General features: G+C 65.0%; 23 protein-coding genes and 1 tRNA gene. 12 read left to right on the forward strand and 12 right to left on the reverse strand.

What is annotated here, in order from left to right; all coding sequences use genetic code 11:
- Window positions 1–117: 117 nt before the first annotated feature.
- Window positions 118–582, forward strand: a complete 465-nt coding sequence (dksA, locus tag JT720_RS12340) for an RNA polymerase-binding protein DksA (protein ID WP_205481604.1) — start codon at window positions 118–120, stop codon at window positions 580–582.
- Window positions 583–627: 45 nt separating this feature from the next.
- Here dksA and JT720_RS12345 read toward each other — a convergent pair whose 3' ends face one another.
- Window positions 628–792, reverse strand: coding sequence for a YdcH family protein (locus JT720_RS12345; protein ID WP_205481605.1), 165 nt, complete (start codon window positions 790–792; stop codon window positions 628–630).
- Between the two features lie 146 nt (window positions 793–938).
- On the opposite strand from JT720_RS12345, the gene JT720_RS12350 reads away from it, so the two are divergent.
- From JT720_RS12350 to JT720_RS12365, 4 genes are all read left to right on the forward strand, one after another.
- The gene (locus JT720_RS12350; protein WP_205481606.1) at window positions 939–1,136 is read left to right on the forward strand and encodes a YdcH family protein; all 198 of its coding nucleotides are present in this window, start codon (window positions 939–941) and stop codon (window positions 1,134–1,136) included.
- 90 nt (window positions 1,137–1,226) lie between these two features.
- On the forward strand, window positions 1,227–1,709 hold the full coding sequence (locus tag JT720_RS12355) for a DUF1465 family protein (RefSeq protein WP_205481607.1): 483 nt from the start codon (window positions 1,227–1,229) through the stop codon (window positions 1,707–1,709).
- A gap of 43 nt (window positions 1,710–1,752) precedes the next feature.
- A complete protein-coding gene (locus tag JT720_RS12360; protein ID WP_205481608.1) occupies window positions 1,753–2,898 on the forward strand; it encodes an iron-containing alcohol dehydrogenase in 1,146 nt (381 codons plus the stop codon).
- The gene (locus JT720_RS12365) at window positions 2,895–3,326 is read left to right on the forward strand and encodes a thioesterase family protein (RefSeq protein ID WP_205481609.1); all 432 of its coding nucleotides are present in this window, start codon (window positions 2,895–2,897) and stop codon (window positions 3,324–3,326) included. Before JT720_RS12360 ends, JT720_RS12365 begins: the two co-directional genes overlap by 4 nt.
- Here JT720_RS12365 and JT720_RS12370 read toward each other — a convergent pair.
- Window positions 3,319–4,275: an NAD(P)H-dependent flavin oxidoreductase gene (locus JT720_RS12370; protein ID WP_205481610.1), complete on the reverse strand. Its 957-nt coding sequence runs from the start codon at window positions 4,273–4,275 to the stop codon at window positions 3,319–3,321. The genes JT720_RS12365 and JT720_RS12370 overlap by 8 nt on opposite strands.
- 141 nt (window positions 4,276–4,416) lie before the next feature.
- Between JT720_RS12370 and JT720_RS12375 the strand changes: the two genes are divergently transcribed.
- On the forward strand, window positions 4,417–8,919 hold the full coding sequence (locus JT720_RS12375; protein ID WP_205481611.1) for a PAS domain S-box protein: 4,503 nt from the start codon (window positions 4,417–4,419) through the stop codon (window positions 8,917–8,919).
- Between the two features lie 590 nt (window positions 8,920–9,509).
- Here JT720_RS12375 and JT720_RS12380 read toward each other — a convergent pair.
- The 6 genes from JT720_RS12380 to JT720_RS12405 all read right to left on the reverse strand — a co-directional run bounded on the left by JT720_RS12380 (window position 9,510) and on the right by JT720_RS12405 (window position 15,186).
- Window positions 9,510–9,585 (reverse strand) — tRNA-Lys (locus JT720_RS12380).
- Window positions 9,586–9,667: 82 nt separating this feature from the next.
- Entirely contained in the window at window positions 9,668–10,780 is a 1,113-nt protein-coding gene (gene rodA / locus JT720_RS12385; protein ID WP_205481612.1) for a rod shape-determining protein RodA, read from the reverse strand.
- On the reverse strand, window positions 10,777–12,726 hold the full coding sequence (gene mrdA / locus JT720_RS12390) for a penicillin-binding protein 2 (protein ID WP_205481613.1): 1,950 nt from the start codon (window positions 12,724–12,726) through the stop codon (window positions 10,777–10,779). Before mrdA ends, rodA begins: the two co-directional genes overlap by 4 nt.
- Window positions 12,723–13,247 (reverse strand): rod shape-determining protein MreD, encoded by a 525-nt coding sequence (gene mreD, locus JT720_RS12395; protein ID WP_205481614.1) that lies wholly within the window; start codon window positions 13,245–13,247, stop codon window positions 12,723–12,725. The genes mrdA and mreD overlap by 4 nt, the downstream gene beginning before the upstream one ends.
- Window positions 13,247–14,128 (reverse strand): rod shape-determining protein MreC, encoded by an 882-nt coding sequence (mreC, locus tag JT720_RS12400; protein ID WP_205481615.1) that lies wholly within the window; start codon window positions 14,126–14,128, stop codon window positions 13,247–13,249. The genes mreD and mreC overlap by 1 nt, the downstream gene beginning before the upstream one ends.
- 14 nt (window positions 14,129–14,142) lie before the next feature.
- Entirely contained in the window at window positions 14,143–15,186 is a 1,044-nt protein-coding gene (locus JT720_RS12405) for a rod shape-determining protein (RefSeq protein ID WP_192587051.1), read from the reverse strand.
- 156 nt (window positions 15,187–15,342) lie between these two features.
- On the opposite strand from JT720_RS12405, the gene mutL reads away from it, so the two are divergent.
- Together mutL and JT720_RS12415 are read left to right on the forward strand one after the other, a co-directional pair.
- Window positions 15,343–17,154, forward strand: a complete 1,812-nt coding sequence (mutL, locus tag JT720_RS12410; RefSeq protein ID WP_205481616.1) for a DNA mismatch repair endonuclease MutL — start codon at window positions 15,343–15,345, stop codon at window positions 17,152–17,154.
- Window positions 17,155–17,266: 112 nt separating this feature from the next.
- Complete coding sequence (locus JT720_RS12415) at window positions 17,267–17,437, forward strand: hypothetical protein (protein WP_205481617.1); 171 nt, start codon at window positions 17,267–17,269, stop codon at window positions 17,435–17,437.
- Here the strand turns inward: JT720_RS12415 and ilvC are convergent.
- Both ilvC and miaA read right to left on the reverse strand, forming a co-directional pair.
- On the reverse strand, window positions 17,434–18,402 hold the full coding sequence (ilvC, locus tag JT720_RS12420) for a ketol-acid reductoisomerase (protein ID WP_205481618.1): 969 nt from the start codon (window positions 18,400–18,402) through the stop codon (window positions 17,434–17,436). The two genes, JT720_RS12415 and ilvC, sit on opposite strands and share 4 nt — an antisense overlap.
- Before the next feature lie 11 nt (window positions 18,403–18,413).
- Entirely contained in the window at window positions 18,414–19,346 is a 933-nt protein-coding gene (gene miaA / locus JT720_RS12425) for a tRNA (adenosine(37)-N6)-dimethylallyltransferase MiaA (protein WP_205481619.1), read from the reverse strand.
- A gap of 37 nt (window positions 19,347–19,383) precedes the next feature.
- Between miaA and serB the strand changes: the two genes are divergently transcribed.
- A complete protein-coding gene (gene serB / locus JT720_RS12430) occupies window positions 19,384–20,229 on the forward strand; it encodes a phosphoserine phosphatase SerB (RefSeq protein WP_237219961.1) in 846 nt (281 codons plus the stop codon).
- Here the strand turns inward: serB and JT720_RS12435 are convergent.
- Entirely contained in the window at window positions 20,226–21,116 is an 891-nt protein-coding gene (locus tag JT720_RS12435; protein WP_205481621.1) for an SPOR domain-containing protein, read from the reverse strand. The two genes, serB and JT720_RS12435, sit on opposite strands and share 4 nt — an antisense overlap.
- Before the next feature lie 118 nt (window positions 21,117–21,234).
- Between JT720_RS12435 and JT720_RS12440 the strand changes: the two genes are divergently transcribed.
- The 3 genes from JT720_RS12440 to JT720_RS12450 are packed head-to-tail and all read left to right on the forward strand — an operon-like array spanning window position 21,235 to window position 23,906.
- On the forward strand, window positions 21,235–21,957 hold the full coding sequence (locus JT720_RS12440; protein ID WP_192587043.1) for a ParA family protein: 723 nt from the start codon (window positions 21,235–21,237) through the stop codon (window positions 21,955–21,957).
- Between the two features lie 12 nt (window positions 21,958–21,969).
- Entirely contained in the window at window positions 21,970–22,611 is a 642-nt protein-coding gene (locus JT720_RS12445; RefSeq protein WP_205481622.1) for a hypothetical protein, read from the forward strand.
- 5 nt (window positions 22,612–22,616) lie between these two features.
- Entirely contained in the window at window positions 22,617–23,906 is a 1,290-nt protein-coding gene (locus JT720_RS12450) for an SPOR domain-containing protein (protein ID WP_205481623.1), read from the forward strand.
- On the opposite strand, the gene JT720_RS12455 is transcribed toward JT720_RS12450, so the two are convergent.
- The gene (locus JT720_RS12455) at window positions 23,903–24,793 is read right to left on the reverse strand and encodes an aspartate carbamoyltransferase catalytic subunit (protein ID WP_205481624.1); all 891 of its coding nucleotides are present in this window, start codon (window positions 24,791–24,793) and stop codon (window positions 23,903–23,905) included. The genes JT720_RS12450 and JT720_RS12455 overlap by 4 nt on opposite strands.
- Window positions 24,794–24,799: the final 6 nt, after the last annotated feature.

The following is a 24,799-nucleotide window of genomic DNA, read 5'->3' on the forward strand; positions in this document are numbered from 1 at the left end:
GTCCCGGAAAAGTCAAGTTGATCGCCCCCGGCTGCACCGGTGGCCCGGCACGCAGTCGCGGTGGCTCTTGCTTCAGCGGCCTATGGGATTGCCGCTGCGGTGCGTGGGGAGGGGACAATGGCGACGGCATTAGTCGACGTTTACGGCGAAGAACCCGAGCAATTCGATCGGATCATTCTTCCGTCGGATTACCGTCCAAGTGACGATGAGGAGTTCATGTGCGCGAACCAGCGCGCCTACTTTCTCCACAAGCTTCGGGACTGGAAAGAAGCGATCATCGAAGAGTCGCGGGCGACCATGGCCCAGCTCCAGACGGACTCCTTGCGCGAGCCGGATATTGCGGACCGCGCCTCCAGCGAAACGGATTGGGGCATCGAGCTTCGGACCCGTGACCGCCAGCGCAAGCTGATTTCCAAGATTGATGCAGCGATTCGCCGCCTCTACGCAGGCGAGTATGGCTATTGCGAGGTGACGGGAGATCCCATCTCGCTGGCGCGCCTGGAGGCACGACCAATCGCGACCATGACGCTCGAAGCGCAGGAGCGCCACGAGCGCATCGAAAAGGTCAGCCGAGACGACTGACAGGTCGGCTCCTTCCCGAGCGCTGCTCGGGAAAGGACCATCGGCTCAGTGCACCGTAAGGCCGAGCATCTCGTCCTTGATACGGAGCTTTTCCTTCTTGAGCTGGTGGAGAAGCACGTCGTCGGGGTGAGGCCGGCGCTCTTCGGCGTCGATCTGGGCCTGAAGAGCGGAATGCTTGGATGCGAGGGCCTCGACGTGTGCTTTGTCCATTGGTGCCATTCCCTTTCGCTAGGTGAAGACAAAACGTAACAAACCACAGATCGCTTCGCTTGTCTTGCGTCATTGACTCAGCCCGTCGAATGTGTCCCGCAACCTACCGTGACCGCTCCGTATCGCCGCGAAAGGCCGCTTACCGAATGAACGACGACGAACCCTCTGCCCGGCTGGCGGAGCTCAGGGCGGAACATCGGGCGCTCGACGCGAAGATCGAGGAGTTACGGGAAAGCGGTGTAACCGATCAGCTGGAGCTTGCCCGACTGAAGAAACGGAAGCTTCGCCTGCGCGATGAGATCGCGGTCCTTGCGGATCGCTGCATTCCGGACATCATCGCTTGAGTGTACCTTCTCGGGACGGGTTGATCGCGATCTCGCCGATCAACGCTGCGAGACGTTTTCCCGAGCGTTGATTGGTGGCAGGAAAGGCAGATGCACGAGATCAGCGAGGACAACTTCGAACAGGCACGGATCACGCCAAGGCTGATCGAGAGCCTCTATACCGAGGCCATGCTGCTCGCCGACGAGGCCCGTGCTTACTTCGATCGCGAAGGACGTGAGGAACGGACGCAGCTGGATCCGTTCGTCCGGGTCGGCTTCGCCTGCGAGTCGCTGAAGGTGACGACACGCATCATGCACATCGTGGCGTGGCTTCTGACCCAGCGCGCCGTGGAGAGCGGAGAGATCCCCCATTCCGCCGGCAAACGGCCCGAGCGCCGCCTGGGCCAGGCCAGCGACAGCGACGAGGCGGTCGTCATTCAGCTCCCGCCAGCTGCGCAGCGGTTGGTGAACGCCAGTGCGGACCTGTATGCACGCGTAAAGCGGCTCGACGAGGATTGCGTCCAGGCTGCCCCACTGCCGAGCCCTGCCAGAGCGCTGATGGGTCGGCTCGAGCGCGATTTGCTGAACCGCTGACCGGGCTGGACCTCCGCCGGGCAGGGTGAGTACAGCGCGGCCCATGGCTGACTTCGTCTTTCATCCCGGACCACGCCTGCTGGCGGGCTCCGGCAGGGCTGCCGACCTGTCCGACCGGCTGCCGGCCGGCCCCGTCCTGCTCGTGAGTGATCGAGGTGTCATTGGGCTCGGTCTGGCGGACGCGTGCGTTGAAGCCCTGAAGGCGAGCGGCCGTGAGGTGGTTCTGTTCGATTCGGTCGAAGCGGATCCCTCACGCACCACGTTGCTCGCAGCAGTTGAAGCCGGCCGAGCTGCGGGCGTTTCAGCCGTCGTCGGGTTCGGGGGCGGCAGCCCGATGGACGTAGCAAAGCTCGCGGCTTACCTGCTCGGCTCCGGTGATGACCTCGAAGCAATCTGGGGTGTTGGACTCGCAACTGGGAAGCGGCTGCCGCTAGCACTTGTTCCGACAACGGCCGGGACAGGGTCCGAAGCGACACCCGTCGCGGTGATTACGGTGGGCGGGACGGAGAAGCGCGGCGTGAATTCGCCGGCCTTGATTGCCGATTGGGCAGTTCTCGATGCTGACCTGACCCTTGGAATGCCACGGCAACTGACCGCAGCAACGGGGATCGATGCCATTGTACACGCCATAGAGGCCTACACCTCTGCGCGGCTTAAGAATTCGTTGTCCGATCTGTATGCACGAGAGGCGCTTCGGCTGCTTTCGCGTAACTTGCTGGAGGTCTGCGACCGGCCTGCAAACCGGCAGGCCCGCGGAGCGATGCTGCTGGGTGCGCACCTCGCGGGGCTGGCGTTCGCCAACGCGCCCGTGGCCGGGGTGCACGCGCTGGCTTATCCGCTTGGCGGCATTCACCATCTGCCGCACGGACTGACCAATGCCCTGATGCTTCGCCACGTGCTCGCGTTCAATCAGGAGGCTGCTCGCGAGCAATACGCGGAACTGGCGGAGGTGATCGAGCCTGCGTGTGCAGCTTCGGGAAGCCAGGCGAAGGCAGCTCTGCTGATCGAGCGCCTGGAAGGCCTGGTGCGCAAGAGCGGGCTGCAGCCCCGGCTACGGGACCATGGGGTCGCTTTCGACGAGGCGCCCGTGCTTGCGCGCGAGGCGATGAAGCAGACTCGCCTCCTGGTGAATAATCCCGTGGAGATCACAGAAGCGGACGCTCAGCGGCTCTACGAGGCTGCTTGGTGAGTCGGCCAACGCCCGCGACTCGCGACGGCTTCAAGCTGTACCGCACCTTCGCAACCCGCTGGTCCGACAACGACGTTTACGGGCATGTAAACAACACGGTCTACTATGGCTGGTTCGACAGCGCCGTGAACGCCTGGCTGCTTGAGCGCGGGTTGCTGGACATCATGAATGGCGATCCCATCGCTTTGGTTGTGGAGACACGCTGCACTTATCACGGCTCGCTCGCGTTTCCTGAAGATGTCGAAGTAGGCATCGCCGTCGCGCAGGTTGGGACGTCGAGCGTTCGCTACCGCGTCGGCGTGTTCGGTGCCGGTCAGGTTTCTGCAGCGGCTGAAGGAGAGTTCGTCCACGTTGCCGTTGATCGCACCAGCCGGCGCCCCGTTCCCTGGCCTCAGGAGTGGCGAGAGGCCTTTGCGGCAATCAGCTAGTGCAGATCCGGGCCTTTGCAGCGGCATATTGTGCCGCAAGCTCCGCTACCAGCGCGCCAGCCGGCTGAACCTTGTCGATGACCCCGATGCCTTGGCCTGAACCCCAGATGTCGCGCCACGCCTTCGCTCCAGTCGAGGACTGGAAATTCATGGCTTCGGGCCCGGCGGACGGCAGGTTGTCGGGATCCAGGCCCGCGGCTTCGATCGATGCACGCAAGTAGTTGCCGCTGATCCCGGTGAACAGGCTGGAGTAGACAATGTCCTTGGCCGACCCTTCCACGATGCCCTGCTTGTAAGCCGCATCGGCCCGAGCCTCGTCCGTCGCGATGAACGGGGAACCGATATAGGCGAAATCAGCGCCCATTGCCTGGGCAGCCAGGATGGCGCCTCCAGTCGCTATTGATCCCGACAGCGCAAGCGGCCCGTCGAACCATTTTCGGATCTCCTGCACCAAGGCGAAGGGTGACCAGCGGCCGGCGTGACCACCCGCGCCGGCGGCGACCGCTATCAGGCCGTCTGCGCCCTTCTCGATCGCCTTTCGGGCATAACGGTCGTCGATGATGTCGTGCAGCGTCACCCCGCCCCATCCGTGAACGGCGTGGTTCAATTCCTCGCGAGCGCCCAGCGAGGTGATGACGATGGGAACCTTCCACTTGGCGCAAGTGGTCATGTCCTCTTCGAAACGGGTGTTCGAGCGGTGGACGATCTGGTTGACGGCGAACGGCGCGGAGCGAGCATCGGGATGGTCGCGATCATGCTCTGCCAAAGCCTCCGTGATCTCATGCAGCCATTCGTCGAGCTGGCTCTGTGGCCGGGCGTTCAGGGCAGGAAAGCTGCCGACGATCCCTGCCTTGCACTGCGCGATCACCAAGGCGGGGTTGGAGACGATGAACAGTGGCGCGCCGATTGCAGGCAGCTTCAGGCGATGAAAAACGTCAGGGAGGCTCATCGGCGATCATTCTCCATCATCGGCATCGTTCGTCTGTAACCTCTGGAGCGAAGCACGGAAACGAGCCGTACGGAAGACCTCCAATTTCCGGTTTGCGCCCGTCTCGGCTCGGCGTTAACCTTGGGCCGCCCCAAGGAGCGCGTGACAAGCTGTATGGTTCGGACCGATGGAGGTGGGGCACTGGCCGCCGCCCAGAACAGCTTTCTTTCCGGCGGCGGGCAAACTGGCGAGCTGATCCGCGGATTTGACTGGGCGGGTAGCCTGATCGGTCCACCGGAGATGTGGCCGGCTCCGCTCAAGACCGCCGTTTCCCTCCTGCTCAGCTCCGCTGGCCCCGTTTACATTGGCTGGGGCCCAGATCTGATCTCTTTCTACAATGATGGTTATCTGCCCATCGTCGGAACCAAGCATCCGGGCATCGGGAAGCCATTTGCGGAGCTCTGGTCCGAGATTTGGGACGAATATCAGCCAATCGTCGCCGCAACCATGCAGGGAGAGGCCCAGCACTTCGTCAACCGACCCATCGCTCTTGCGGGACGACCGGATGTGCCGGTTGGCTACTTTACCTTCAGCTATACACCCCTGCGCCTGGAAACCGGTGAGATCATGGGGCTGTACTGCGCAGCCACGGAGACAACGGCACAGCTCCAGACCGAGGACGCGCTTGCCGCGAGCGAGGCGCGGCTCCAGCGTGCGACACTGGCCGCGGGCATGTTCGTCTGGGAAACCGACCAGCGGACTGGCGAAACGACCTGGGGCCGAGGCACTGCCGAGATCCTGAACGTCAGCGAAGAGGAGCTCGCGGCCAACAAGCAGAAGGGCTTTTTCTTCGTTGCTCTCTCTGACCGGGACCGGATCCAGGAGGCGTTCCGATCGGCGATGGAGGAACGGCGAGATTCGTTTCAGATCGAGTTTGAAGGATCGGACGGACGTTACTGGAATGCCGAATCTGCTCTCGTCTACTCGGAAGCGGGTGTGTTGGAGCGCGTGACGGGATTGACCCGCGACGTAACCGCCGAGCGCCAGCGTAGACGGCACGACACCTATCTCTTGCAACTCGACGAATTGCTTCGTGCTGCGGGCACTGCCGAGGAAGCAACCGATGCTGCGGCGCGATCGCTCGGCCTGGAACTGCACGCGGATCGCGTCACGTATGCAGACATCGACGAAGAGGAAGGGTCGCTCTGGGTTCGATCGGAATACGTTTCCGAAAACTACCCATCGGCAATCGGGCGCTATGCCCTGGCCGCAGACGACCCGCTGCTGATGGCTTATCGCACCGGCGAGCCGCTGGTGGTCGAGGACAACCGAGAGGACCGGCGGACGGCGCAGATTGCGCAGAGAGATGATGTCGCCGCGACACATACGCGCGGAGTGCTCGACGTGCCTATGCTGCGGGATGGTAAGCTGATCGGTGTTCTAGCCGTGAACAGCCGCTTGCCAAGGCGCTGGACAGAGCCCGAGATCGACTTGGTCGTCGCCACGGCACAGCGAACCTGGAGCACGGCGGAACGTGCGCGGGCGGAGCGAGACCTGCGTGCCAGCGAGGGCGCCGCGAGGATTGCCTTGAGTGAACTTGAGGCCCTGTATGATGCGGCACCAGTCGGGCTCGCTCTACTCGACCGCGACTCGCGTTACTTGAGGATCAACGAGCTACTCGCCGAGATCAACGGTCTGCCTGTCGCCGACCATATCGGCAGGACGGTACGGGACGTTGTCCCGGCTCTCGCGGATCAGGCTGAGAAGGCCCTTCAGAGAGTTTTTGCAGGAGAAGAGCTATGGGGCGTTGAGCTGTCGGGCGAGACGCTGACCCAGCCTGGCGTGATCCGCACATGGCGTGAGAATTGGATACCTCTCCGCGGCCAAGATGGCCAAGTCGTCGCGGCGGCGATCTCTGCGATGGAGGTTACCGAAGACAAGGTGTCAGAACTCCGCCTGAGGGAGGCCGAGCAACGATACCGCACGGTGTTCGAACAGGCGGGTGTTGGGGTCGCGCGAGTATCGGCTGATGGGCCGTTTCTCGAGGTCAACGATCGCTACTGCGAAATACTCGGGCGCAGCCGCGAGGAGATCCTGTCAGGCGGGTGGGCAGAGATCACTCACCCTGATGACCTTGAAGTAGATGCGGCTCAGGTTGCGCGGATCGCGCGCGGGGAAATCGACAGCTATTCGATCGAGAAACGCTACATCGCCAAGGATGGCAGTCCCATCTGGGTCAACCTCACCGTCGCTGCAGAACGGGACGAGCATGGCAACGTGCTTTTCTACATCCCGGTTGCAGAAGACATTGGGGAGCGCAAGGCAGCCGAGGAAGCGTTGCGCGCAAGCGAGGAGCGCTATCGTGCGCTCTTTGAGTCCATGGAGCAGGGTTTCTGCGTTCTCCGAGTCTCCGTGGACGATCTTGGACTCCCTGCAGACTACCACTTCATCGAGATCAATCCGGCGTTTACCGCGCAGAGCGGGCTGGGGGTGGAGGTGCTGCATCGCTCCGTCCGCGAAGCCGTACCCGGCCTCGAACCGGTGTGGTTCGAGCGCTATGGCGAAATCGCAAGAGCTGGCAAATCACAGCGCTTTGTGGAACATGCGGAGCCACTTGGCCGGTGGTTCGAGGTTTACGCCTTCAGACTTGGCGCGCCTGAAGAGCGGAATGTGGCGGTCCTTTTCACCGACATCACGGATCGGCTCGAGCGGGAGGAAGCCCTCCGCCGCAGCGAGGAGGATTTCCGGATCCGGCTTAACGCCATCCCGCAGATGGTCTGGTCGACCCGCGCAGACGGCTTCCATGACTTCTTCAATGACCGTTGGTACGAGTTCACTGGCGTGCCCTACGGGTCAACAGATGGCGCTGGATGGAACAACATGTTCCACCCCGCCGACCAGGACCATGCGTGGCAGGTCTGGAGGCGCTCGCTTGAAACAGGTGAGCCGTACGAGATCGAGTACCGGCTGCGGCATCGATCGGGCGAGTATCGCTGGGTGCTTGGTCGCGCCCTTCCGGTCCGATCACCGGACGGGGAGGTCATTCGCTGGATGGGCACCTGCACGGATATCGCGGACCTGAAGGCAGCCGAACAGGCGCTCAAGGACAGCGAGGCTCGGCTCCGGGCTGTCATCGAGGCTGCGCCCGTCGGCCTTGTGTTCGCCGACGCGAGTGGCGCCATCACCGGCGGAAACAGCAGGGTCGAGGACATCGTTGGTCATCCCGTCCTGCCCTCGAAGAACATCGACGGATATGGAGAATGGATCTCCTACCATCCCGACGGGAGACAGGTACAAAGCCGGGAGTATCCTCTCGCGCGGATCCTTGCTGAGAACCTCGATGCAGCGGAACTGGAGGTTGAGTACCAGCGCGGGGACGGCAGCCGGCGCTGGGTTCGATTCAGCGCTGCCCCGGTTCGTGACGAGGCCCAGTCGATCATTGGGGGCGTGGTGGCTTCAATCGACATCGACCGTGAGAAGAGGCTGACGGAGGGGCTCGAACGCGAGGTGGAGCGCGTAATCGCCGAACGGGAAGCCGCGCAGGAAGCTCTTCGGCAAAGTCAGAAGCTTGAGGCCATGGGACAACTGACCGGCGGCGTGGCCCATGATTTCAACAATTTACTTACACCGATAATCGGTGGCTTGGACCTACTTCATCGTAAGTACATCGCGGACGCTCGAACGCAGCGGCTGCTCGAGGGAGCGCTTCAATCCGCTGAGAAGGCTAAAGTCCTGGTTCAGCGTCTGCTCGCATTCGCTAGGCGGCAGCCGCTGCAGCCGACGGCGGTTGATGTCGGTCGCATTGTGCAGGACATGGCTGACCTGATTGGCAGCACCTCCGGTCCTCGCGTTCGGCTGGAGGTGGTAATCGAACCAGACCTGCCCCCGGCTCTCGCAGACGGCAATCAGCTCGAAATGGCACTCCTGAATCTCAGCGTGAATGCCCGTGACGCGATGCCGGACGGCGGCAGCCTCACGATTGCCGTACGGTCTGACGTGCCTCGAGTTGGCGATCGCCTCGCCCTCAAACAGGCGACCTACGTGGTGCTGTCGGTGACTGACAGTGGGGTCGGGATGGATGAGGATACGCAGCGCCGCGCGATCGAGCCTTTCTTTTCGACGAAGGGCATTGGCAAGGGAACCGGCTTGGGCTTGTCAATGGTGCACGGCCTGGCTGCTCAGCTGGGTGGGGCGCTTCGGATCACGAGCCGCCCCGGTCTCGGCACCTCTATCGAACTGTGGCTCCCCAAGGCGGACGAGAAGATCGAGCAGAGGCCGGCTCTCCCAATCGACCTGTCGACCGGCGGTGCCGGATTAGCCTTGCTGGTAGATGACGAGGAACTTGTCAGGGAGACCACGGCGACCATGCTTGGTGAGCTCGGCTACCAAGTGATCGAGGCTAGCGCCGCCGAGGAGGCACTCCAGCGAGTCGAAGCCGGCCTGCGACCGACCCTGCTGATCACGGATCACCTGATGCCCGGAATGACCGGGACCGACATGGCGTTGCGGCTTCGAGAACGAATTCCAGACCTCCCGGTCCTGATCGTGTCAGGCTATGCAGAGGTCGAAAGTCTCGCAGGGTCGTTGCCGCACCTTACCAAGCCTTTCCGGCAGGAGGAGCTCGCAGCAAGCCTCAGAGCGCTAAACGGAGAGATGCAGCGCTGAACGTGAGCCTGTCTCCGTGCTCGCGGCACAGTGCCTCACGCGAGACCGATTGAACCGCAACACTGTTGGTGGCGACCACTGTCATACGCAGGGTTGGATTGCGGAAGTTGAAGATCGCTTTATGCGGAAGTATCGACTTCTGCCTTCTCGTGGCAGTCGCATGATCGGCGCCCTCGCAGCATGCCCCTCAGTAAAGAGATCGTTTCTCCAATTACGTGGCATCGACAGCTAAGACTTCTATCGAATTAGGTGTCGGACCTCGAGGGTTTAATCGGGCGATGGGATGCCATAGAGGTTAGAAGCAGACCTAGGCACCATTGCTGGAGCAGGAACCTGGGCCGACGCCGTGCACGAAGCCGCGGGGTGAACCTTGGAATGGTCTTGCCCGACTTTTCCGGCTGCCCGGCGGGGACGCAGGGATCAACGACGCCTGCAGTCACATGGCCTTGATGCATGCATGTCGGGGTCGCCATCCCGCATGACAGTTGGAACAGCGCGGCGACAGCTGGGAGATGGAGACCAAGGCCGCCCACAACTTTTTGGTGGGCTCCGTACCGAATTTAGCCACTTAGACGGTCACGAAGGGGTGGTGGTGGACGCACTAGGGCTCGAACCTAGGACCCGCTGATTAAGAGTCAGCTGCTCTACCAACTGAGCTATGCGTCCATGCCTTGAGGCAGATGCGTGACCCGCGTTCGAGCGGGGCGCGGGCGGGCATGTAGCGAGGCCTCCCACCCTTTGCAAGCGCTTACGAGAAGGTGCTCCGAGAGCGCTGCTGGCGCTCGAACGACATCAGCAGGCCGAGGCAGATCATCACCGTCATAACCGCCGAACCGCCGTAGCTGATCATCGGCAAGGGAATGCCAACGACGGGGGCGAGCCCCATGACCATCAGCAGGTTGATCGCGAAATAGGAGAAGAGCACGGCGTTCAGTCCAGCGCAGGACAACTGGGCGAAGCGGGTTGGGGCCTTGACGGCGACCCCAAGGCTCCAGCGCAGGACCGCCATCCAGGCGAGTATTACGATGGTCCCGCCGAGCATTCCCCACTCTTCCGTGAGGGTCGCGAAAGCAAAGTCGGTGTGGCCCTCGGGAAGGTACTGCAGGTGGCTCTGGCTGCCTTGCAGGTATCCCTTGCCGAAGAGTCCGCCCGAGCCGATCGCGATCTTGCTCTGCGTGATGTGGTAACCGGAACCCAGCGGATCGCTCTCAGGGTCAAGAAAAGTGTCGATCCGCTTCTTCTGATAATCGTGCAGGAATTGGTAAACGATGGGGATGGCGGCCGCGAGCAGGCCCCCTGGAACGAGGAACCACCGCAACTGGACACCCGCCAGGAACATGACGCTGATCCCAGCAAAGGTCACCATCAAGCCGGTGCCAAGGTCCGGTTGCAAGATTACCAGGACGGCTGGGATCCCGATGAGCATCGCCGCGGGCCAGATCGCTCGGAACTTGCGGATCTCGCCTGCAGGCAGAAGCTCGTAGAAGCGAGCCAGCACCAGAGCGATGGCCGGCTTCATGAACTCGGAAGGCTGCAGGCGAATGATGCCGAGGTCCAGCCATCGCTGTGCGCCCTTGCCGACGAAGCCGAGCATGTCGACCGCAATCAGCATCAGCACAATCGCGATGTAGACTGGGACGATCAGCGCCTTGATGGTGCCTTCGCGCACGTAGCTGATCGTGACGGCCAGGCACAGGAAGACGAGGAACGCCATGCCTTGGCGCAGGGCCCATGGCTCGATCGAGCCGCCCGCCGCCGAGTAGAGATTGACCAGACCAAACAGGCCGATCCCGCCGACCAGGAAGATCAGGCGCCACGGCAGTTTAGCTAGCGGCTGCGGGATGATCGCGCTGGAGATCATGGCGCGTTGGCCTGGGCAACCGCAGCGGGGGCCGCAGCTGCAGCCCTCGCCGCCGCCTCGATGGCCTGGGCTCGACGAGCGGTCCGTTCGAGCAGCGATCCGCCCCATTCGGCCTCGAGCTCGCCCAGCCGCTTCATCGCCCGCTCGCGATCGAACAGGTAGGTCAACACGTCCTTGGCGACCGGCGCCGCCGCACGGGCGCCGCCCATCCCATGCTCGATGACCACGGCACCCGCGTAGCGCGGTTTGTCGAAGGGCGCGAAGAAAACGAAGAGGCCATGGTCGCGGTAGCGCCAGTCGCCGCCTTGACCTCGTTGTCCTCCAGCGATGCGGCGGACCTGCGCGGTGCCGGTCTTTCCGGCCATCTCGATCCCCGGAATGTTGATCCGCGACGCGCCGGCGGTTCCGTCACCGTTCACAACCTCCCACATTCCGCTTCGCACCGCGTCGAGATGCGCCGCTGGAAGGTTCAGCATGGGAGCAGGGTTCTTGTGAACGCCCACCAGCATCGGCTGGTCGTTGCGGCCTGACGCAATGCGGGATGCCATGACCGCCAGCTGGAGAGGGTTCACGATCAGATACCCCTGGCCAATCGATGCGTTCAGCGTGTCGGAGCTCGTCCAGTCAGGGCGGGCATAGAGCTTCGGATTGTCCTCGAACTTCCGCCGCTTCCAAGCGCTGTCCGGAACGGTGCCGTAGCTCTGACTGACGACGGGCAAATCGAACTTCTGGCCGAGCCCGAGCAGCCGGGCCATGGGGGCGATGCGGTCGTAGCCGATGCGGTTGCCCATGGAGTAGAAATAGGTGTTGCAGCTCTTGGCAATCGCCCGGTGCATGTTCACCGTTCCGTGCCGCCCGAGGCAACGGAAGAAGCGGTTACCTAGCCGGTAGCCGCCCCCGCAGAAGACCGTTTCCTTCGGGTCAACCCCATGCTGCTGTAACGCGAGCGCCACCATGGGCTTGATGGTCGAACCGGGCGGGTAGAGCGCGTTCAGGGTCTTGTTGAGCAGCGGCTTGCGGGGGTCCTCGGAGAGCGCTTTCCATTCGGTCCGACCAATCCCGTCGGAGAAGCTGTTGGGATCGTAGGCCGGCATGGACGCCATAGTGAGGATGTCGCCCGTCAGGCAGTCGAGAATGACGCAGCTGCCCGACTCTTCGCCGAGCCGACGTGCTGCATACTCCTGCAGGCCTGCGTCGATGGATAGCTGGACGGTTTTGCCGCTCTTGTCAGGTTTGGGAGTGAGTTCGCGCACGAGCTTGCCGCGGGCGGTAACCTCGACCCGCTGTCCGCCCGGGTCTCCCCGAAGGTTCTTTTCCAGCGTCTCTTCAAGACCTTCCTTGCCGATCTTGAAGCCCGGTGTGATCAGCAGCGGGTTCTTTTCTTCTTCATATTCCTTGGCCGAAGCGGCGCCCACATAGCCGATCAAATGGCCGACGGCCGGTCCGGCCGGGTAAAAGCGAGTGAACCCGCGGGCGGGCTGAACGCCGGGAAGCTCGGGCAGGCGGACCACTACCGAAGCGTAGCGCTCATACGGCACGTTCTCGGCGATCTGGACCGGCTTGAACCCTCGAGCCTCCTTAAGTTCACGTTGAATGCGAAAAAGGTCATCAGGATCGAGCTGTAAGAGCTGCGAAAGAAGCCCGATTTCGCGCTCTGGATCCTCCATTTGATCCGGAATGACGTCGACGCGGAAGTCGGAGCGGTTGATGGCGATCGGCTTGCCGTACCGGTCCACGATCCAGCCGCGCCGGGGCGGCACGATGATCAACTGGACGCGATTGTCCTCCGCCAGCAGGTTGTACTTCTCGTTTTCGGCAATGGCGAGCCAGCCCAGCCGGCCGATCAGCAGCGCGCCGACCGCGGCCTGTGCTCCGCCGACGACCAGGGTGCGGCGGGAGAAGGTCAGGTCCTGATGAACGGTCGTGAACCGCTGAGGAGCGTTCATCGGCCAAGTCTCCAGCGGTCGATCCGGCTTGCCGCCCATGCCGCCAGGGGAAAGGCGAGGATGGCGATAACCAGCGGTGGCACGGCCGTGCTGAACGGCGAGTTAGCACCCATGACGCCGTCGATCTCCCAGCGCGCCAGATCGTGCAGCAGGATCAGCACCGCGGCGAGGCCCCATTCGACCCAGTAGTCGCGCCACATGGTCCGGCGATCCAGCAGGTCCAGCAGGATCATGGCACCGGTCCAGATAGCAACGCTGAGACCGATCGGACCTCCGGCGACCACATCGTTGAACAGCCCGAGCGGCGCTGCCCACCAGGCGGGGATGACGTCACCCCTCAGGAGCCGCCACGCCAGGAGCAGGAGAAAGCCGAAGTCGGGGAACCAGCCCACCTGGGTCACGATCGGCAGAAGGCAGAGGCAGGAGGCGACCGCCACGGACCACGCCGGGATAAAGCGTGCGAACCGCTTCGGACCCCGGTCCAGGGCGCTGCCAGGCCGACCAAGGGCCGAGCGCACCATCAGCGGGTCTCCGTCGGTTCGGGAGGCTCTGCCAGGGCCGCCTCCTCATAGGGCTGCTCGACAATGGCGAAACTCACGTCCGCAGGATCCGCCATTGGGAGCGCAATGGCCCCGTCATCATCGAGCCTCACAACCCGCGCGATCGGGACATGGGGAGGGTACAGACCACCGGTGCCGGACGTCACGATGATGTCGCCGCGGCGAAACGGATTGCGGCCGACTTCGAGTGGCCGCACGTCGATACTGCCATCGCCGCGACCCGTGGAGATCACCGCCACCCCTGTGCGCAGCAGGCGTGCAGGGACGATGTTGGCCTGGTCCGAAATTAGCAGAACGCGGCTGGCCGTGGCACCGACGTCGATGACGCGACCGATCAGGCCTTCCGCAGCGCGAACCGGCATGCCTGCACCAACCCCGTCGCCGGACCCGGCGGAGATGACGGCGAAGCGCCGCTGGCTCTGGAAGGAGGAGCCGACGATCCGCCCGCTGGCGACCGCCTGCTGCGCCTTCTCGCGCAGCTGCAAGGCTGCCTTCAGCTGCCGGTTCTCCTGCAGGATCGCGCGCGCCTGGAGGATTTGGCGCTGCATCGCAGCCCGTTCGGCCTTGAGCTTGGCGTTCTGGTTGGCCGCATCCCAGTAATTGCCAGCGCCGCTGAACAGGCCACCGATGGTCGTCGTGCCCTCACGCAGCGCGCCGGTGACCGGAGCCGTGACGTCCAACGCTGCTCCACGAACGGCAGCATAGCTGTTCGGCGCGACCAGTGACAAAGCGAGCAGGAACAGCCCCACCAGCAACCCGGCGATCGCCGCCAGGAAGGAGAAGAAGAGGCTGTATTGCGCCCGCCGCGACCAGCCCGGGCGCGCGCTCGAGGGCGGCGCCACCTGTCCGGACTACCTTACGCGGTCTGCAGGACGCCGCGGAACTGCTCTTCCTCCAGCGCCCGGCCGGTGCCGAGAGCGACGCAGGTGAGCGGGTCCTCGGCGACCGTGACAGGCAGGCCGGTTTCGTCGCGCAACACCTCGTCGAGGCCCTGCAGCAGTGCTCCGCCACCGGTCAGGACGATGCCCTGGTCGCAGATGTCGGCGGCAAGCTCCGGGGCGGTGTTCTCCAGCGCGATGCGGACGCCCTCGACAATGGTGCCCACGGGTTCCGAGAGCGCCTCGGCAATCTGGCCCTGGTTGATCGAGATTTCCTTGGGCACGCCGTTCACCAGGTCGCGGCCCTTGATATGCACGGTCTTGCCGATGCCGTCGGTCGGCGGCTTGGCGATGCCGACTTCCTGCTTGATCCGCTCGGCGGTCGCTTCACCGATCAGCAGGTTGTGGTTGCGGCGGACGTAGGAGGAGATCGCCTCGTCCATCTTGTCGCCGCCGACGCGCACCGAAGTGGTGTAGGCGAGGCCGCGGAGAGAGAGAACCGCAACCTCCGTCGTGCCGCCGCCGATGTCGACAACCATGGAGCCAACCGGCTCGGTCACCGGCATGTCGGCGCCGATCGCGGCCGCCATGGGCTCTTCGATCAAATAGACGGCGCTTGCGCCGGCGTTCGATGCCGCGTCGCGGATCGCGCGGCGCTCGACCGAGGTGGAACCCGACGGCACGCAGATCACGATTTCAGGGAAACGCCAGGCGCGCATCTTGCCGCCATGCACCTTGTGGATGAAGTGCTTGATCATCTGCTCGGCGACGTCGATGTCGGCGATAACTCCGTCGCGCAGGGGGCGAATGGCCTCGATCTGGTCCGGGGTCTTGCCCATCATCAGCTTGGCGTCTTCGCCAACCGCCTTGACCCGCTTTTCGCCGCGGATGGTTTCGATCGCGACCACAGACGGCTCGTTCAGAACGATGCCCCTGCCGCGGACATAGACCAGCGTGTTCGCTGTTCCCAGGTCGATCGCCATGTCATGCGACATCCACTTGAACCATCGCGTCCAGAACATCGTGCTCAGATCTCTCGCTGCCGTGGGCGTCAAAGTCCGTTAGGACCCTGCCGATTCACGTTTCGTTGAACCCCAACCCCCCTTGACCCAAGTAAATGATCCGCTTGCAAAATCATCCGGTCGCGGGAAGCCTCCGATTGGGCTAGACCCAGAGGCATGTCAATAAGAAGGCTGCCGTCTCACCTCGTCGATCGCATCGCCGCCGGCGAGGTGGTGGAACGGCCCGCCAGCGCGCTCAAGGAACTGATCGAGAACGCCCTCGACGCTGGTGCTTCGACAGTGGCGGTTCGCCTCTCCGCGGGCGGTCTCGACCTGGTGGAGGTCACGGACGACGGTTGCGGCATGCACCCCGATGACATGAGGCTCGCCCTCGAGCGCCATGCCACCTCGAAGCTTCCCGACGAGCGGATCGAGGAGGTGACGAGCTTCGGCTTTCGCGGCGAGGCGCTGCCGTCGATCGCGAGCGTCGCTCGGTTCACGCTGGAGAGCCGGCCACGCGCTTTGACAGGCTCAGGACAGGCAGGTCGCGACGGTTGGCGGATCGAAGTGGATCATGGTGTGCGGGTGGGGGAGGGGCCGGCAGCGCTTCCTCCCGGCACTCGCGTCCGTGTCGAGGGACTGTTCGACAAGGTGCCCGCCCGGCGCAAGTTCCTGCGCAGCCCGCGCGCCGAATATGCGGCTTGCCTGGATATCGTCCGCCGTCTGGCGATGGCCCGTCCGGACGTGCATTTCTCACTGGAACATGACGGTCGGCGCGCGCTCGGCGTTCAGCCGGCGGCGCTGCAGGCGCGGGTGGCGGCACTGCTCGACCCCGCGCTGGATCGGCACGGGCTCGGGATCGACCTCGACCGGAACGGTTTGCGACTGGGCGGGGTCGTGTCGCTGCCGACGTTCAATCGTGGTGCTGCGGACCAGCAGTTCCTATTCGTCAACGCGCGACCGGTGAAGGACCGACTGCTGGTCGGTGCCCTGCGCGCCGCCTACCGCGATCTGCTGGCGAGGGACCGGCACCCGATCGCCGCACTCTTCCTCGAACTGCCGACAGAGGAAGTGGACATCAATGTCCATCCGGCCAAGACCGAAGTCCGGTTCCGTGATCCCGCGGCCGTACGCGGATTGATCGTCGGAGGGCTCCGGAGCGCGCTCGACGAGGCTGGCCACCGGAGCGTGGCGCGGGAGCAGGTGGCCGCTCCGGTGAACTGGCAGCGCGAGCCCTTGGCACCCACGTCCCCCGCGGGTTGGCCTTCGGTCGAGAGCCTCTTCGCTGCGGTTCCGGGCAGAAGAGCTGGCTACGCGCATCAGGACCGTTTCGCGGGCGTGCGCGAGTCCGCGGCGATCTATGCACCTCCATCTGCGAAAGCGGAGCCTGCAACCATGCCGGTGGGCTCGTTCCCGCTCGGAGTGGCTCGCGGACAGGTCGCGGGCACGTACATCGTTGCAGAGGCAGACGATGGGTTGGTGATCGTCGACCAGCATGCCGCCCACGAACGCCTGGTGCTGGAACGCATCCGCCGCGCGGCAGGCAATGGCGGCGTTTCCCGCCAGGCCTTGCTACTGCCGGAGGTCGTGGAGCTGGAAGAGACCGATTGCGACCGACTGGAGGAGGCGGCTTCCGAACTGGGTCAGTATGGGCTTGAGGTCGAACGGTTCGGGCCGACGTCGATGCTGGTCCGGGCGACGCCGGCTCCCCTGGGCCACCCGGACCTGCGTGAACTGCTCGCGGATCTCGCGTCGGAGATTGCGGAGCTCGGTGGGCCCATGGCGCTCAAGGAACGGTTGGACCTGATTGCCGCGACCTTCGCCTGCCACCATAGCGTCCGAGCAGGGCGGATCCTCTCGGTCGCGGAGATGAACGCGCTCCTCCGCGAGATGGAGGTCACGCCCTATTCCGGGCAGTGCAATCACGGCCGGCCGACCTGGGTGAAACTGGCGCATGCCGACATCGAGAAGCTTTTCGGGCGTCGGTAACTTTCTGTGTTGTTTGCGGCTAGCGGAGGGATCGTCGAGATCCGCTCCCCTAGATTTCCATCTGTCACCGTGATCTGCTATTCCTGCTCGCTTCGAGCTGAAGGAGTCGGTCATGCACGAGGACAACCGCGTGTACTTCGCGCGTCGGGCAGCCGAAGAGCAGCTTCGGGCGGAGCAATGCCGCGATCCACATGCTGCCGAGGCCCATCGCAGGCTGCAGCGAGCCTATGTCGAACGGGCGAGCATCGGTGATCGCCACCCGGAACGAGAGATCGTCGGCTAGGGAGCGGACCCGCGTAGCCGCAGGCGCGCTGCTTCGAGGCCGGACTGCCGCGCTCGAGCCCTCGAGAGCTGAAGATTAGGGTAGTCCGCAGCGGCTTCGGCGCTGAGCGCGGCGGCGAAGCGTCCTGCCCGGATCTCGGCCAGGATCGCGCGCATCTCGGAACGGATTGCCTCTCCGATGAGGCGCGGTCCGCCAAGTTCGGCGCCCAATTCGGCGGTGTTGCTGATCGCCTCTCGCATGCCGGCAAGGCCGCGTGCCTCCACGAGGTCGGCCAGCAGTTTCAATTCGGAGATGCATTCGAGATAGGCCACCTCGGGCTGCACTCCCGATGCCACCAGCGTCTCGAAGCCGCTCTCGAGGACGGCCGGGACAGCCCCCCAAACGACTGCCTGCTCATTGAACAGGTCGGCGACGCATTCCTCCTCAAAGGTGGAGCGGATGATTCCGGCGCGACTGCTGCCGATCGCCGCCGCATAGGCGAGGGCGAGGGACCATGCTTCGCCGGTCGCGTCCTGCGCGACGGCGGCAAGGGCCACCATTCCTTTGCCCTGTTCGAACAGGGTTCGAAGCGCCGATCCGGGTCCCTTGGGCGCGACCATGATCACGTCGAGGTCGCGGCGCGGCTCGATCAAGCCGAAGTGGATGCAGAGGCCATGGCTGAAGCCAAGGGCTGCGCTCTGCCTGATGCTCGGTTCGATCCCGCGATAGATGGCCGGGAGGTGCTCGTCTGGTGCGAGGAGGATAACGATGTCTGCTCGCGCGGCGGCCTCCGCTGGAACCGTCAGGGGGAGGTTCTCCGACCGGACCGCATCTTCCCGCGGGCTGCCGGCACGAAGGCCGACAACGACGTCCATGCCACTGTCGCGCAGGTTTAAGGCCTGCGCCCGGCCCTGATTTCCGAAGCCGATGATCGCCACGCACTTGCCGGAAAGCGGCGTCGGGTCGATGGCCTCGTCGCGGATCATGGAACGGGCTGCTAGCGTTTCGGGTGGAGAAGCGCCAGCGCCCGCTCGGTGACCCCGGGGCTGTCCAGTGCATCCGGGAAACGAGGCCAGTCGGGCGGGGGCTGGTGCGCGAACCAGGTATATTGGCGCTTGGCGTAGTTGCGCGTCGCCTGCTGACCCCGTCGCAACGCTTCCTGCTCGGTGATCTCCCCGGAGAGCAGGTCGCGGACCTCGGCCACCCCGATGGCGCGCATTGCCGGGAGCGCGGAGTCGAGTTGGCGGGAGAGCAAAACGCGCACCTCCTCGATCGCGCCGCCCTCCATCATTGTGGCGAAGCGTTCGTCGCAGCGATCGTACAGCCACTGGCGAGGAGGCAGGAGGATCAACGCCTGAAGGTCGATCGATTCCCCAATGCCGCCTTCACGTGCCTCCTGCCATGAGCGGAGGGTACGCCCCGTGGAGAGCGCCACCTCCAGCGCTCGGGCGATGCGGGTGGTATCTTGTGGCTTCAGCCGCGCGAACGCCTCCGGGTCGGCATGGCGAAGACGTTGGCGGTTCGTCTCCGTGTCCGATGCCCGCACCTCTTCGCGGATCCTCGGATCGATCGGGGGAACCGGGGCGATGCCGTCGAGGAGCGTCCGCAGATACAGGCCGGTCCCACCAGTCAGGATCGGCAGCTTGCCCGCCGCATGAGCTTCCGCGATGGCCTCCCTAGCCTCCGCTGCCCAGTCCGCCGCGGAGCAGGGCAGGGCCGCGTCGCGAGTTCCGTAGAGCCGATGTTCAACCGAGCGCATTTCCTCGGGGCGGGGGCGGGCACTCAAGACTGCAAGATCTGCATACACTTGGGCACTATCGGCGTTGATCACTACGCCACTCGCCCGTTCCGCAAGCGCCACGGCCAATGCCGACTTGCCGCTGGCGGTCGGACCGGCAATGAGTGCAACAGGAGGACTGCCCTTGATCATCGCAACGCTCGTAGCAGCCGGACGCTTGAACCGGGAAATGATTCACCAGGCCGCGAGCCTGCTGGAGGATGCCCGGATCAAGTCGCACGAATGGGGCTGGGTGGACGAGGGCGACGCCGCGGACATCGAAATACAGGGCGGTCCATCGGACCTCCGCCGCGTAAGGGAGCTGCTGACGGGCGCGCTGCCGGGTACCGACGTCTTCGTGCAAGCCGCGGAAGGTCGGGAAAAGAAGCTCCTGGTGGCGGACATGGACTCCACCATGATCGGGCAGGAATGCATCGACGAACTGGCGGATTATGCCGGAAAGAAGGAGGAAATCGCCGCGGTCACCGAACGGGCGATGCAGGGTGATCTCGACTTTGCCACGGCTCTGCGCGAGCGGGTGCTGAGCCTCGACGGGCTGAACATCAGCGCAATCGACCGTTGCCGCGGTGAGCGGGTGCGCGCCAACCCGGGCGCACGCACGCTTGTTCGGACCATGCGATCGCGCGGGGCGGAAGCCTTGCTGGTCACCGGAGGCTTCCACGACTTCGCCGACCCGATGGCGGCGGAGCTTGGCTTCACCGAAGTGCGAGCCAATTATCTCGAGACCATGCACGGGCACCTGACCGGCCGAGTTGCTGGGGAAATCGTCGACGCCCAGGCCAAGCGGCAGGCCTTGATCGACATGCGCAATCAGCTCGGCCTGCCGGTCGATGCGGTGCTAGCCGTCGGCGACGGCGCCAATGATGCCCCGATGATCGAAGAGGCGGGTTTCGGGGTGGCTTACCGCGGGAAGCCCAGGCTCCTGTCGGTCGCTGACGCGCGCATCGAACATAATGACCTGACCGCCTTGCTGTGGGCGCAGGGCATCAAGCGGAGCGACTGGATCGGCGCCTAACGGGCAGGGACCGGGAAGCACGCCTGCCCACGCGCGGCCAGTGCCTTGCACGCCGAGGCCGCCTCGGTCCGGTTGAGGTAAGGTCCGACCTGAAGCCGAGTCATCGCACCGGAGGGGACTAGGGTTGGCTGCTTGCCGGTCAGCGGTCCGAGATTTCGGAGCCGAGCGAACAGCGCTTCCGCCGATGCGCGGTTGGAAAATGCCCCCAGCTGAATTCGCCAGCCGCCCGCCAATGCTGTCGCCGTGATTGTATCGGCCGCCGCTCGCGGGATGGGCTTTGGACTGGTCGCGGCTGGTGCTTTCACGCTGGCGGTCTGAGGCGGGCGCTTGGGATTGGCCTTTGTCCAGGCAAGCGCCTTGGCCACGCCGGCGCGACGCTGCGCCAATGGGATAATCTGGTCCATCTCGCCCAGCGTTGCCTTGGCCGGCTCCAGGCCCTGCGCCGCCGCTCGGCTGACCATCGCATATGCGGTCACCACGTCCCGCTGCACGCCATCACCGTTGAACAGCGCCGTGCCGTAGATCAGCAGCGCGCGTGGCTCTCCAGTATCCGCGGCCGACTTCAGCCACTGCAGCGCGGTGGTGCGGTTGCCGTTCTGGAAGAGCAGCAGTCCGAGGCTGGTCTGCGCGTCGATATGCCCCTGTCGGGCGGCGCGCTCGTAGAGCGATTGTGCCTGCGCGAGGTCCGCGGGCACCCCTCGGCCGAGCCGATAGGCCTGCCCAAGATTGTATTGCGCGTCCGCATCACCTCGGCTCGCGAGCGGTTTCCAGATGGCGACCGCACTTTCCGCATCGCCAGCCTGCCATTGCCGAATGCCCGCCTGGACGTCCTGTCCAGCCACCGGCGCCGCCGCCAGCAGCAGCGCCGCACCAATCCAAAGCCGCATCGTCCCTCCCCGAAACCCCTGCCTGAGCCTAGAACAAGGTCGGAGGGACGTTAACCAGATTTTAGGTCCAACCGCCGCATCCCGTCCACAACACGGCCATTATGGCGAGGGGATCAGGATGCGCGTTCTTGCTTTGGCATCGCAGAAGGGGGGCTCGGGTAAAACCACGCTTTCCGGTCATCTGGCGGTGCAGGCGCAATTGGCCGGGGCAGGCCCCGTCTGCCTCATCGACATCGACCCGCAGGGCAGCCTTGCCGATTGGTGGAACGAGCGCGAGTCGGAAATGCCGGCGTTCGCCCAGACCACCGTGGCCCGGCTGGCTGCGGACCTGGAGGTGCTCCGCCAGCAGGGTTTCCGCCTGGCGGTCATCGACACGCCGCCCGCCATCACCATGGCCATCCAGAGCGTGATCGCCGTTGCCGAACTGATCGTGATCCCGACCCGCCCGTCGCCGCACGACCTTCGCGCCGTTGGCGCGACGGTTGATCTGTGCGAGCGCGCCGGCAAGCCGTTGATCTTCGTCGTGAACGCCGCGACGCCAAAGGCCAAGATCACCTATGAAGCCGCCGTCGCCCTCTCCCAACATGGCACGGTGGCTCCGGTAACTCTGCATCACCGTACCGATTTCGCGGCCTCGATGATCGACGGTCGAACGGTCATGGAAGTGGATCCCAAGGGTAAGTCGGCCCGCGAGGTCATCGAGCTCTGGGATTACATCTCCGACCGGCTCGAGAAGAACTTCCGCCGCACGGTTTTTGCCGCTCCGAACGCCGCTCCTGGGATCGGCACCGTCAGTCCTCGTCCGGTCGGTGGCTTCGGCCGCCGCGTCGTCGGCCAGTAAGGGAGCCTGGACGTGAAGAGCGAACCCAAGGCATTTGCGTCACTCTCCTCGGGTCTCCTCGCGCGCAAGGGGGCGGCCCGCCCGGCCATGCGGCCGCAGGGTTTCGGCCAGCTTGGCAGCGGGCTGGAGGATCTCGGCTGGAACGACATGGGCTTTGAGCCTCCCAAGCCGACCCTCGCTCCGGTGCGCGATGCCGACCACGACGCGTTTGGAGATGCGATTCCCGCTGCGCCGGTCCGCAATCCCGCCGCCGGGCTCACCCCCGTGTCGCCAGTCCACGTCGCCCACGCGGAAATTGCGGAGCGGCTGAACGGGCACGGGCCTGAAGACGAGAACGAGGCCAAGGCCGAGGACGTGATCGACGATCCGCGTCCCGAGCTCGCGGAATCGGCCGAGGTGGTGGCGCTGCCAGCCCGTCCGGCTGCTCCGCGCCGCGCTCCTCGTCCGCGCAGCGAGCCAGGAGCGAAGGGCAAGGCAGCGTTCACGCTGCGGCTCGACCCGGACCGTCACCTCAAGCTGCGCCTGGCCTGCGCGGTGACCGCCAGGTCTGCGCAACAGTTGGTGACCCGGGCCCTCGACGAACTGCTCGACAGCATGCCCGAGCTCGATGCCATGGCCCAGCGCGCGCCCGAAAGGGCCAGCAAGAAGGGATAAGTCATATGACCAGCCCGCTTCGTACCGGAGTTGCACTGTCCACGCTCGCCCTTGCTGTGCTCAGCGGCTGCGCCAGCCCGACCAGCAAGGTCAGCCTGGGAGCATTCGGTGGCAAGGTCGCCGACACTGAAATTGGTCTGGCGACCCGGGCGCAGGCGGCCCTTCAGAGCGGCGATCATGCAACGGCGGTCCGGTTCGCAGAGCGCGCCGTCGAGAAGACTCCGAACGATGCGGGTTTCCGCACTCTCCTCGGGAATTCCTACCTTGCGGCCGGTCGGTTTGCCTCGGCCGAAGCAGCCTACCGTGATTCGCTCTCGCTCCTGCCGAACCAGGCGGGTGTGGCGCTCAAGCTCGTCCTGGCGCAGGTCGCGCAGGGCAAGTCCGATCGCGCCCTGTCGATGATCGACGAGCTCCGCGGTCAGATCGACGCGGCGGACGCGGGTCTCGCAATGGCTCTCGCTGGTCAGACCGGCAATGCCGTCGCGGTCCTTGACGAAGCCGCCCGCACCCCTGGCGCTGATGCCCGGGTCCGCCAGAACCTCGCCCTGGCGCATGCGCTGGCCGGCAACTGGGATGCTGCTCGTGCCATTGCTGCACAGGACTTGCCCGCTGACCAGGTGGATGCCCGGCTCACCGAGTGGATGAACTTCGCCAAGCCGAACAGCGCCGGCCAGCAGGTCGCGAGCCTCATCGGCGTACAGCCTGCGGCAAGCGATCCGGGCCAGCCGGTGCGGCTCGCTCTCGTCCGCGAGAACAGCCGTATGGCTGAGGTCCAGCCGGAGCCTGCGTCTCCCGTGACCGTGGAGCCCGCGGCTCCGGTCGAGGTGGCCATGGCGGACGTGCCCGCCCCCGCGCTTGAACCCGCTTATGTCGCTCCGGTCGTGGAGGCGACCCCGTTGCCGGTGGCCGTGGCCGCCGCGGAGCCCGCGCCCGCATTCGTCACGCCCGCGCCGATCCGCAGCAGCCTGCCCAAGCCCCAGCAGCTCCGGCGCACTGCGGCGGCTCGCTTCGGCGGGAGCAGCAAGGCGGTTGTGCAGCTGGGCGCTTACGGCTCTCCGGCCCGCGTCCAGGCCGCCTGGGCCTCCGCGTCCCGCCGCTTCGCCAACCTCAAGCGCTACACTCCGGCGAGTGCGCGGTTCGACAGTCCGCGGGGCACTTTCTACCGTCTTTCCCTGAAGGGCTTCGGGAGCGATCGGGAAGCGCGTCTGCTGTGCGAATCGTTGAAGCGCTCCGGCTCGGCCTGCTTCGTCCGCAACCTGGCAGGTGACACGCCGGTGCGGTTCGCCTCCCGCTAAGCTTCGATCAACAAATCCAGGCAAGCCATCCGGACGGCCACTCCATTCTCCACCTGGCGGAGGATGAGGGACCGTTCGGCGAGGTCGGCGACCTCGCTTGCAATCTCCACGCCCCGGTTCATCGGTCCGGGGTGCATGACGACCGCGTGCGGCGCCGCTAGCTGGAGCCGCTCAGCCGTGAGGCCGTAGCGAGAGAGAAACTCACCGGGCGCGTCGCCAAGGTCCTGGTCGAGGCGCTCTCGCTGGATGCGGAGCATCATGACCGCGTCGGCACCCGCAATCGCCTCTTCGATATCGCCGCTCTCCGCCGCCTCGTCGGGGAGGAGGCCGGGTGGGCCCGCCAGCCGGACATGGGCGCCGAGCCTGGGCAGCAGCTTCGCATTTGACCGCGCGACCCGGCTGTGCCGGATGTCGCCGCAGATCGCCACCGTCAGACCTTCGAGGCTGCCGAAATGTTGGCGCAGGGTCAGCGCGTCGAGCAGGGCCTGCGTCGGATGCTCGTTGGTGCCGTCGCCGGCATTGAGCACGGGGCAGTCCATCAGCTCGGCCACCCGCTGCACAGCACCATTCTCCCGGTGGCGGACCACCAGCGCATCCGGGCGCATGGCGTTGAGGGTGCGAGCGGTGTCTTCCAGCGTTTCGCCCTTCTGCACGCTGGAGCGCTCAACGGGGAGGGTAAGGGGAGTGGCGCCCAGTCGGCTCGCCGCCATGGCGAACGACATCGCCGTGCGGGTGCTGTTCTCGTAGAAGAGATGGAGGACGGTCCGCCCCGCAAGCTTATCGGACCCGCGAGCCCGCTCGCGGTTGGTCCGTGCGAACAGGTCGGCCGCATCGAGGAGGATCGCGATCTGCTCGTCGCTCAGCGAATCGATGGAGATGAGGTGCACGGTCCG

This window comes from Sphingomonas arenae (assembly GCF_016924655.1).
GTDB lineage: Bacteria > Pseudomonadota > Alphaproteobacteria > Sphingomonadales > Sphingomonadaceae > Sphingomicrobium > Sphingomicrobium arenae.